The 9,989-nt window shown below is 50.9% G+C and carries 4 protein-coding genes and 1 pseudogene; 4 read left to right on the top strand and 1 reads right to left on the bottom strand.

Annotation, left to right across the window (positions count from 1 at the left end):
* Nucleotides 1-860: 860 nt before the first annotated feature.
* The 4 genes from AC1DO4_RS16270 to AC1DO4_RS16285 all read left to right on the top strand — a co-directional run bounded on the left by AC1DO4_RS16270 (nucleotide 861) and on the right by AC1DO4_RS16285 (nucleotide 9,703).
* Nucleotides 861-1,952 (top strand): hypothetical protein, encoded by a 1,092-nt coding sequence (locus AC1DO4_RS16270; RefSeq protein WP_477417631.1) that lies wholly within the window; start codon nucleotides 861-863, stop codon nucleotides 1,950-1,952.
* Nucleotides 1,953-2,144: 192 nt separating this feature from the next.
* The gene (locus AC1DO4_RS16275) at nucleotides 2,145-4,151 is read left to right on the top strand and encodes a hypothetical protein (RefSeq protein ID WP_477417633.1); all 2,007 of its coding nucleotides are present in this window, start codon (nucleotides 2,145-2,147) and stop codon (nucleotides 4,149-4,151) included.
* A gap of 31 nt (nucleotides 4,152-4,182) precedes the next feature.
* Entirely contained in the window at nucleotides 4,183-9,063 is a 4,881-nt protein-coding gene (locus AC1DO4_RS16280; RefSeq protein WP_477417636.1) for a DUF6443 domain-containing protein, read from the top strand.
* 4 nt (nucleotides 9,064-9,067) lie between these two features.
* A complete protein-coding gene (locus tag AC1DO4_RS16285; RefSeq protein ID WP_477417638.1) occupies nucleotides 9,068-9,703 on the top strand; it encodes a hypothetical protein in 636 nt (211 codons plus the stop codon).
* 94 nt (nucleotides 9,704-9,797) lie between these two features.
* On the opposite strand, the pseudogene AC1DO4_RS16290 reads toward AC1DO4_RS16285, so the two are convergent.
* Nucleotides 9,798-9,989, bottom strand: a pseudogene (locus AC1DO4_RS16290) (IS4 family transposase); the annotation flags it as partial.

The following is a 9,989-nucleotide window of genomic DNA, read 5'->3' on the forward strand; positions in this document are numbered from 1 at the left end:
AAAAATATATAAATATTACATAAAGCATTTTTTTAACCGAACTATCACCGTTGGCTGCCTCCCGGTGCTCCGTTCTTGTCCTCCCGGGTCACTTAAACGCTTCCTTAAAAGCACCTTTGGGGTACCATACTATCCAATGGGCGAGAACAAACATATTAAACTGAATAGTTACGGGTACACCAGGCTATTGACCTCCGCTGTATCCCCGCGCCAAATGAGGAATAATCATCTACTGACAAAGTAGTGTCACCATAGGTATGGCAGGGACTGCGTAACTTTGTTTGTATCCCGGTTATGAGAGCCAACTGATCATAAAATTTTGAGTTGCCCGATTGCGCTGGTATCCATTCATTTTTAATGATCAATACAAAACCTGTGTTTTAACGGACTCCAAATACCGTGAAAACACGGGTTGCGAATTCCGACGCATGTAATATCTTTGTTACCTTAAACTATTGGCACACCCGCCCAAATCACGATTAATGAAAAGAACACCTGTTACCTGCGCGGCTATTCTTCTGCTGTTGCTTGCGTCCGCAAGAGCCGGAGCTCAATCGTCAAACATCGACGACCTTTATCCCGTTTCTCCCACTGCCTGGCAGGTCACAAAATACGCCGACATGCCGGTGAGCAAGTATACTGTCATCCCTGATTTCCATCGCCAATTGTGACGGCATTTCATTTCCCATTTCCTTAATTCCCATGCGGCAGGAAACAGGGGAATCAGAAGGCCTGTTGAGTGGCCTTGGCTGTGATTTGCAAATCGGGAACGCCGCGCAACGATGTTTTTCGTTGAAAAATAAACCATGTCTATTGTGAATTTTCCTATTATTTCTGTCTTACAAACCTTATCTCGACTAATGAAAAGAGCTATTCTTTGCAGCTTTCTGATTCTGCTGCTTTTAAGTCCGAAAAAGTCGCTCGGACAAACCCAACCCTATTCCGTGTTGGACAACCAACACCCCGTAACCCCAACCGCGTTCCAATTCACGAGGTACACGGAGCTGCCTGTAAGCGACTACACGGGCATCCCCAACATATCCATTCCCTTATACACGATAGAGGAAGACGGGGTCAAGGTTCCGCTTAACCTCACCTACCATTCGGTCGGGAACAGGGTGAACCAGGAAGCCAGCTGGGTGGGCCTGGGCTGGGACATGGAAGTCGGCAGCATCATCCAGCAGGTGAACGACCAGGACGACTACGCCGCCAACACAAGGAGGCTGCCTGACTTTTACAATACCGGCACGCCGTATCAGTTTCCCTATAAGTACCAATACTGTACTCCGGGAGGCGAGACCGTTTGCGATTTCGGGTGCAGCGGGCAGATACAGATCAACACGCCCGTGGCGCAGCACGGGTTTGTAATCTACACCGACAATTTCGCCCCGTTCAACGGGTACTACAACACGACCAGCGACTTCTTTTACGACCACGACTACAACAGCATCGATTCGGAGCCGGATATTTTCACCGCAAGCTTTCTCGGGCACTCGTTCAAGTTCATCAACGACTGGAGCTTTGGCGGCCACCAGATAGTCGTCCTTAACAAAAAAGGATACAGCGTAACCCGCTTGGGAGATACTTGGAAGATCCTGGTTCCCTCGGGAGAAGAATTCGACTTTGAGCTTAAAAGCGTCGTGCAGTCTTTTTCTGCTTCAGACAACGTCACCGGCGGCGGCAGCACCACGTCGAACTTAAAGCCCTCGTCCATCATATGGATGCTGACCAGGATCATCACCAAAAACAAGCAGCAGATTACGTTCAACTACTCGCAAACCGCCGTAAATGACTGCTATCCGAACTTCGCGCAGAAGAAACTGATTTCCAATCAAATCTCCACATACTTAACGAGCAGCGGGGCCGAAATCGAAAGTGCTTGCATACGGGGAATTGTATCGGCAAACTTTCCCGGGACCGGGGTACTGAGCACGCGGACCTATCCCAAGTAGGCGTACGCCTACTTAAGCTCGGTCACATTCCCCAAGGGAAGTGCGGTGTTCTCGGTTTCGGACAGAAGCGACATATTGGGTGGGAAGAAGCTGGACAAGCTCACGATTAGCTCCGCGACCCAGCTTATAAAGTCGGTTAGCTTCAACTATTTGTACTTTAACTCGTCATCCGTAGGCGGTAATACTTGCCCAATGCCGTCCGGTTTCTCCGGCTATGCCCCGTACAGGCTGAAACTGAACTCAATACAGGACAACAGCGGCGCGACACACGGCTTCGCTTACAACGCCACGGAGCTGCCCGCCAAAAACAGCTACGCGATAGATTACTGGGGCTTTTACAACGGACAGACCTCCAACACCTCGGCGGTGCCTAACCCCACGCAGTTCAACAGGTCCGACCTCGGGAACAGCGGGGACAACCATTCTGCTAACCTGACCTACTGCCAGGCGGGCATCCTGCAGCAGATCACCTATCCGACGGGGGGAAAGGTGGGCTTTTCCTACGAGTTAAACCAGTTTGACAACTACTTCGTTCCGGATTTTAGCAGCAGCGCGAATACCGTATCATCGGGATTCGGCCTGAGGATAAAAGCGATTACATTTTTAGACATTAACAATGCACAATTAAAGAAAACAGCGTACGAATACGAGGGCGGAAAGGCCATATTGCCGATGGACTTTATCCGGCATTTCAACTATAACGCCGTGCCTCCAGGCAACCTCAGCATCTCGGGCCAGGCGACGTTGGACAGGACATTCGCCATTGACGAAATCACCATGAACGGATTTTTTTCGTCCAACCCCTTTTCCTCGATAAACGGGGTCGGCTATTACAAGGTGACAAAGAAAGAGGTGAATTTAAGCAACGCTGCCACCGGGAAAACGATCAGCTACTTTTACAACAGCCCCGACATGGTAAACAACAGCGTCAATACCTTCAGCCAGTTTGCCGCGGTGCTGCCCGCGATTAAAAACCGCGTCGATCCCGACAACGGCACGATCAAGGCGGCATACGCCTACGACAGCGGCAATAATTTGCTAAAGAAAACGAACTACGGCTATGACAACGTGAACTCCTCAATCTTTTACGGCGCGAGGCTGTTTCCCTATGGAGGCTTGGTCCGCTACCGCTACAGCAACTCTCCCAGCCCTATCTACGAGCAGAACGTAAAGTCGCAGGTCCTGGTGGGGTACTATCCGATCTACGACTTCGAGACATTGTTGAGCAGCAGCAAGGAAACCAGCTATTTTGGAACAGACAGCATGAGCGTCAGCTCAGTCTACCATTACAATAACCAGTATAACTTATTGTCTTATACATCGAGAGAGACCTCCACCGGCCTGCAGACCATGGAATATACATATCCCTTCGATGTTACCGGTAATTCTGTCACCACCGCGATGACGTCGAGTAACCGATTGGCTGACATTCTTTCCATTACGAAGTCAGAGGGTACTAATGCATCCCGTTTCAGCAGAACATTCAAGCAAAGCGGCAGCCTCTTTTTGGCTGACAACGACGAGGTGGACAACCAGGTAAGCAGTATAAAAATTCCCACATTTACGACCTATGACCTGTACGACCTGTCTAACGGAAAAGTCCTTCAGTATACGAGCAAGTTGCAGACAAATAGCACGATCTGGGATTACAACAGGGAATACGTGGTTGCGGAAATAAAGAACGCGACATACTCCTCTGTAGCCTACACCTCGTTCGAGGCCGACGGCAAGGGCAGGTGGAAGTTCTCGGGAAGCGCCCTGGACGATGCCAGCGCGCCAACGGGCAAAAAGGCATACGCGTTGTCCGGTGGCAGCGTATACCGCGACAGCCTGGTTGTCCCAAAGAAATACGTCGTTTCCTATTGGAGCAAAAGCGGGGCGCAATCGGTTAACGACACGACGCCGGTCCAAGGCTATACCTATAACGGCTATACGTATTACGAGCACACCGTCACCAACCCAACCTCGGGAACGATAACGATTTCAGGCACAGGGACAATCGACGAGCTGCGGCTGCATCCGAGCGACGCCCAGATGAGCACCTATACGTACGAGCCGCTGGTGGGTATCACCAGCCAAGGCGACGCAGGAGGGAAGATCTCCTATTACGAATACGACGGCACTTGGCGCCTGATGAATATTAGGGATCAAAACCGCAACATCATCAGGCATACGGACTACCATTACCAGGGACAATAACATATCTGCGAACCCTATCACGATTTTATCAATGTCTAAAATTTATAAGCCACTATTCATTGCCAGCGTCCTTTTCATAAGTATGCTGTATACAAAACAAGCATTGGCCCAGGTACCCGTCATCGGTTACAGCGGCCCGCAGAGCTATTCCGTCGGCTCGTCCATAATTGCGCTAAGCCCAGCCAACACGGGCGGCACGCCTGCGGTTAACGGGCAGACGACGACATTTTCGGGTGCGCCCCCGGAAGTGTTTGATGACCCTTATACTGCCTACAGCCAGCCATTGGGCGCGACGACAGATGCGCTGGGGAACGTCTACATAGCGGAGGGCGGCGCGCACCGCATCCAGAAGATCAGCCCTTCAGGATACGTAACAATATTTGCAGGGTCGTCTTCGGGTGCACATGGCTATACGAACGGACAGGGCACAATGGCTACCTTCTATCACCCGGTAGGAATGGCGGCAGACGCCTCGGGAAACATTTACGTGGCGGACGAGGACAACCATGCCATCCGCAAGATCACACCATTAGGTGTGGTCACCACCTTCGCAGGGACAGGAGCCCAGGGCAGCGCCGACGGGACAGGAACGGCGGCAAGCTTTTACTATCCTTGCGGCGTGGCGGTTGACGCGTCCGGAACCGTATACGTCGCGGACACGTACAACAACAAGATCAGGAAGATCACCCCTGCCGGTGTGGTAACCACGCTTGCGGGCAGCGGAACCGCCGGTTCCACCAACGCGACGGGCACTGCGGCGTCGTTCAATCAGCCCTTCAACGTCGCGGTTGACGCGTTGGGCAACGTGTACGTGACCGACCGGGCGAATCACAAGGTCAGGAAGATCACCTCGGCAGGCGTGGTAACGACGCTTGCGGGCACCGGCACGGCAGCCTTTGCGGACGGGACCGGCACCGCGGCGAGCTTCAACGCGCCAACGTCCGTCACGATAGACAAGCAGGGGAACCTGTACGTGACCGACGAGAACAACCAGAGGATACGCAAGATCGTGCCCTCCACCGGAGCGGTGAGCACGCTTTCGGGAACGGGCGCGGCGGGGGCCTACGATGGAATAGGCACGACCACGGCCACGTTTAACCTCCCGTTCGGGATAGCAGCGGATATCCTGGGCAACGTGTACGTAGGCGATTATACAAACAACCTCATCCGGAAAGTGGTATATGCCCCCTACACGATAGCTCCGTTGCTGCCCGCCGGATTAGGCTTTAACGTAACAACAGGGACCATCAGCGGAACGCCGACAACGCTGATGGCAGCGGCTTCCTATACCATTAACGCGTATAACGCGTTGGGCAAAAGCGAGGACGCGCCCCTAAGCATTGCCGTAGTCGCTTCCAACGCGCCGACTTTCACGCCGACGACGAATTACGTCGCGACTTACGTTCCGCGGGTTTCGGGAATCGCTACCAACCAGGACTTGTATGCCGCCTCCAGCGACGCTGCAAAGGTCAATGTTAGTGTGGGGTACTCTGACGGCCTCGGCAGGCCGCTGCAAACCGTGCAGGTGAAAGGAAGCCCAACGCAAAGGGACTTAGTGCAGCCCGTGGCCTATGACCAGTACGGCAGGGAATCGATCAAGTACCTTCCCTATGTCGTATTGCCTTCGGCAGCCGACGACGGGACTTACAAGGCAACCGCGATTGCCGACCAGGCCTCGTTTTATGCAAATCCTACCAATGCGGCCACATGGAACGCACCAGGAGTAACAAGCACACCTTTTCCCGTAGCTGAGACAAGCATCGAGGCATCGCCGCTAAATCGCCCGATTGAGCAGGGCGCGCCCGGAGACAACTGGCAGCTGACAGGAAAGGCCGGGGCGGCAAGTCCGGGGCACACCACGAAAATCGCTTACGCGACAAACAATGCGACAAGCCAATCCAGCGGCACCGGCTATTGGGCGAAGCTGTACGGGGCGACTTTCTTATATACCTATAATGGCAATTATCTGTATAAAAGCGCATTGGCGGACCTGGGAAGCTATGGCTTAAATCAGCTGTACGTCTCGGTTACCAAAAACGAGAATTGGTCATCATCGCAGGCAAACCTCAAATGGAACACGACGGAAGTGTACAAAGACAAGCTCGGAAAACTGATATTAAAGAGGACGTTTAATTACAATAGCGCCATAAGCGCGGAGGAAATACTGTCAACATATTATGTATATGATGGTTATGGAAACTTGACCTATGTACTGCCTCCCGGCGCAAATCCAGATGCTGGCAACATTACCCAAGCTAAGCTTGACGCGTATTGCTACCAGTACCGCTACGACGGGGGCAACAGGCAGATTGGCAAAAGGATTCCAGGTCAGGGATGGCAGCTAACCCTGTATAACAAGCTGGATCAGGCGGTAGGAACCCAGGACTCCGTCCAGAGGATGAAATCCACGCAACAATGGTTGGTAACAAAGTACGACGGGCTGGGAAGAACCATATTGACTGCTACCTACAACCATGCAGGATCAACTCCGGGAACGGATTATCGGGCAACGCTGCAGGCAGCCGTGGATGCGCAAGCCAGCCAATGGGAAAGCAAAAGTACGACCGGAAACGGCTACACGGCCACTTGCTGGCCTACCTCGGGGATAACCACCTACGCGCTGAATTATTATGACGATTACGTCTCGACTCCCGGCGGCTTACCGTATGCCTTTGCCTCTGGAAGCAAGATGACCCGCGGGCAGCTGACGGCTAAAAAGACCGCGATACTTAATACGCCCGCGAACATGCTTTGGACCCAGAACTTCTATGACGAGAAGGATCGGGCGATAAGGACGTTTCAGCAGCATTATCTGGGCGGCGTAGTAAACGCGGGCAATTACGACATGATCGACTTCACGTACGATTTTGCCAATGCCGTTACCACTACTACCCGTCAGCACTTTACGAGCGCCAATACGGCATCGCCATTGGTAACCATCAGCAGCCGGAATATCTACGACCACGTGGGCCGCAAGCTCAAGGCCTGGGAGCAGATACAAAACCTGAACCAGTCCGCCGATACGCGAACCCTGCTTTCAAAGATCGACTATAACGAAATCGGGCAGATGACGGCAAAGTACTTGCACAGCACTGACAGCGTGGCCTTTAAGCAGGATATCGCCTACGCGTATAACGAGCGCGGCTGGCTTTTGAAAAGCAACGCGCAATTGTTCGAAGAGCAGCTGCAATACAACAGCGTAAGCAACGTTTTCGGCATTACGCCCGTCGCGCAGTATAACGGAAATATCGCCAGCCAAAGCTGGGGTACCAGGTCGTCACAAAACGGCAAAAGCTACACGTTCAGCTACGACAAGTTGGATCGGCTGCTGAGCGGGGTCGGTATCGACGGCACCACTGAGAACAATATCGCATATGACGTCATGGGCAACATTACATCCTTGAACCGGTACCAGGCGGGTGGAACGTTGATAGATCAGCTAAGCTACAGCTACACGACAGGGGCTATCACGAGTAACCGGCTGCAAAGCGTTAACGATGCTATAAGCAATGACGCGGGAGCGAAGCATGGGCTTTCCACATATGCGTCCTATGACGGCAACGGGAACGTACTAGTTGACCAAAGTCGGGTATCGGGAACCGTCAATATTGGCTACAACATGCTCAATTTGCCGCAGACGATAACGGGAGCCAAGACGATTACATACACCTATGACGCTAACGGCGAAAAGCTCAGAAGGGTAAGCCCGGCAACGGGGAATACCGATTACGTTTCGGGAATACAATACGATGGGACCACAGCTTCGACCATTTCTCTTATCCAAACCGAGGAAGGGGCAGCTCTTCCGTCGGATGCTCAGCATTACAATTACGAGTATTTTCTTGCCGACCATCTCGGAAACACGAGGATAACGTTTGACACCAAAACGGGAGTGGCAAACACGGTTCAGCCGGATGATTATTACCCGTTTGGGATGGAGATTAACAGCACCACCACGTTTCCCAAGAACGAGTACCTTTATAATGGGAAGGAATTACAGGAAGAGCTGGGCAGATACGATTATGATGCAAGGTTCTACGATCCGGTAATAGCAAGGTGGACAAGTATAGACCCGCTATCTGAGACAAGCAGGGCCTTTAGTCCATACAACTATGTCGAGGGGAATCCCATAAGAAATATCGATCCCGATGGCATGGAAGATCACCCGGCGGGAGGCGGGCAGACTCTTGAGTTTTTACAAACAGTCTACGGAAGCAATAATGTTCAGGTTGAACAATTAGCGGATAAAGGCGACGACCCTCCCGCAAAAAAGCCGACTCCCAAGGGCTATTGGGCGACCTTTGGGGCTGCTGCAGGTCAATGGGATATTGGGGGAGGTGTTGCGGCAAAATGGGAAGATTGGACAAATAAGCCGGATGCCATAGTTAATGATATTAGTGGCGCGTATTGGAACGCCATACAAGTATTCACAACAGATTACTGGGTAAACGCGTATCATCAACAGGTCTCATACTGGAGTGCGCCAAAAGAAGATCGGGCAAAGGATGATGCCGCGTACTGGAAAAACATGCTCGTAGGCGCTGCCGCTGCGGCACCTTTCGGGGAAGCATCAGTCTTCGGCAAGGTTTCCCCCTTGGGAGGCGGACGGACATTTGCGGAATACAAATTGTCGCAAGGAGGAACCGAAACGCTTCAGCTTATTAAAACGCCAAACGGGGTTCAAAGGATTAGCACGGAATTTCATCATGGCATTATTACGCAGCGAATGCAAAAATCACTAAATTTGCCAAACTGGTTAGTTAATAATAAGATTAACGTTTGGAGGCTAAATACCATTCAGCATTCGTTAATTGACCCCTATCGCTTTCAATTTTTGAGATCCAGCTTTAAGCAGCAAGTAGGATGGTTCGGTGAATACAATTGGTTTACAAAATATCCCAAAAAGAAGTAATATCATGTTTGGATTGTTTAAAAGAAAGAAAAGGAACCGCGCCATACAAGACTGGGAGATGGCGCTATTGAAGAATGCCATAAGAAAGCTGCCCGAGGAATTTAGGCCTTTAGAAAAACAGCTTGAAAAAAAACTGTTGACCTCTGCGTCGGCAAGCGTCTTCTATCCGGACTATATCGACTTTTCGTTCAATCCGGAATTAATCAATGACTTCGAAGACAAAGGGGCGAAGGACTACGAACTTACAAACATCAGGGTTCTTGACAGCCAAAGTAAAAAAACACTAATCTATACAATTAGCGTTTTTTCGGGCGTTATCAGCGGGTATTCCTTACGGGGATGCGATCAGCCAAATGTAGACGTCAATAGCGTTGACGTTGGCTCTTATGTTAAGCGGCTCTACGGTAGCGAAGACTACGACAAGCTCAGCAGGATACTAAACGCCATGGAAATTAGCCTTGTCAATCCGGGGGACGTGTACGAGGTGCCCTTAAAAGGAACTGTATATTATCACATCAAGGACCTGGACGATGGTGATTTTATTGGAATCGATCAAAACAAGGTTGTTTACAAAATCACCCATGACCCTTTTGAGATTGCTCCGTTGAACGAAACTTTAGAACAGATATTTAAAGACTGAAAAACGGCAACCTAAGCGCCGGTATGCGAAAAATGTTGACGTATTAAAATGTCCCCTTAAGGCAGTCATGGTCGGAAGAAATTCCGGCCATTTTTTATGTTTTAAAAAACAGACCTGGATCCCCGCCACATTGCAGAACGATCAGGGCAATTGTAAGATCCCTCACTTCCATAGCAAAGCGTCTTTTGGCAGTTTTGTAACCGATGTTGTTTGCCTTTTTGTAGATAAGTAACATCATCGCAACAATAAGCGTCATATATAATATCACTTGCATCCCGTTCTTGTT

Source organism: Mucilaginibacter sp. P5_A6 (assembly GCF_056400585.1).

Bases quoted from the DNA above. Each gene is read 5' to 3' on its own strand.
- AC1DO4_RS16270 (WP_477417631.1), top strand. From the start codon at position 861: ATGAAAAGAGCTATTCTTTGCAGCTTTCTGATTCTGCTGCTTTTAAGT.
- AC1DO4_RS16285 (WP_477417638.1), top strand. From the start codon at position 9,068: ATGTTTGGATTGTTTAAAAGAAAGAAAAGGAACCGCGCCATACAAGAC.
- AC1DO4_RS16275 (WP_477417633.1), top strand. From the start codon at position 2,145: ATGCCGTCCGGTTTCTCCGGCTATGCCCCGTACAGGCTGAAACTGAAC.
- AC1DO4_RS16280 (WP_477417636.1), top strand. From the start codon at position 4,183: ATGTCTAAAATTTATAAGCCACTATTCATTGCCAGCGTCCTTTTCATA.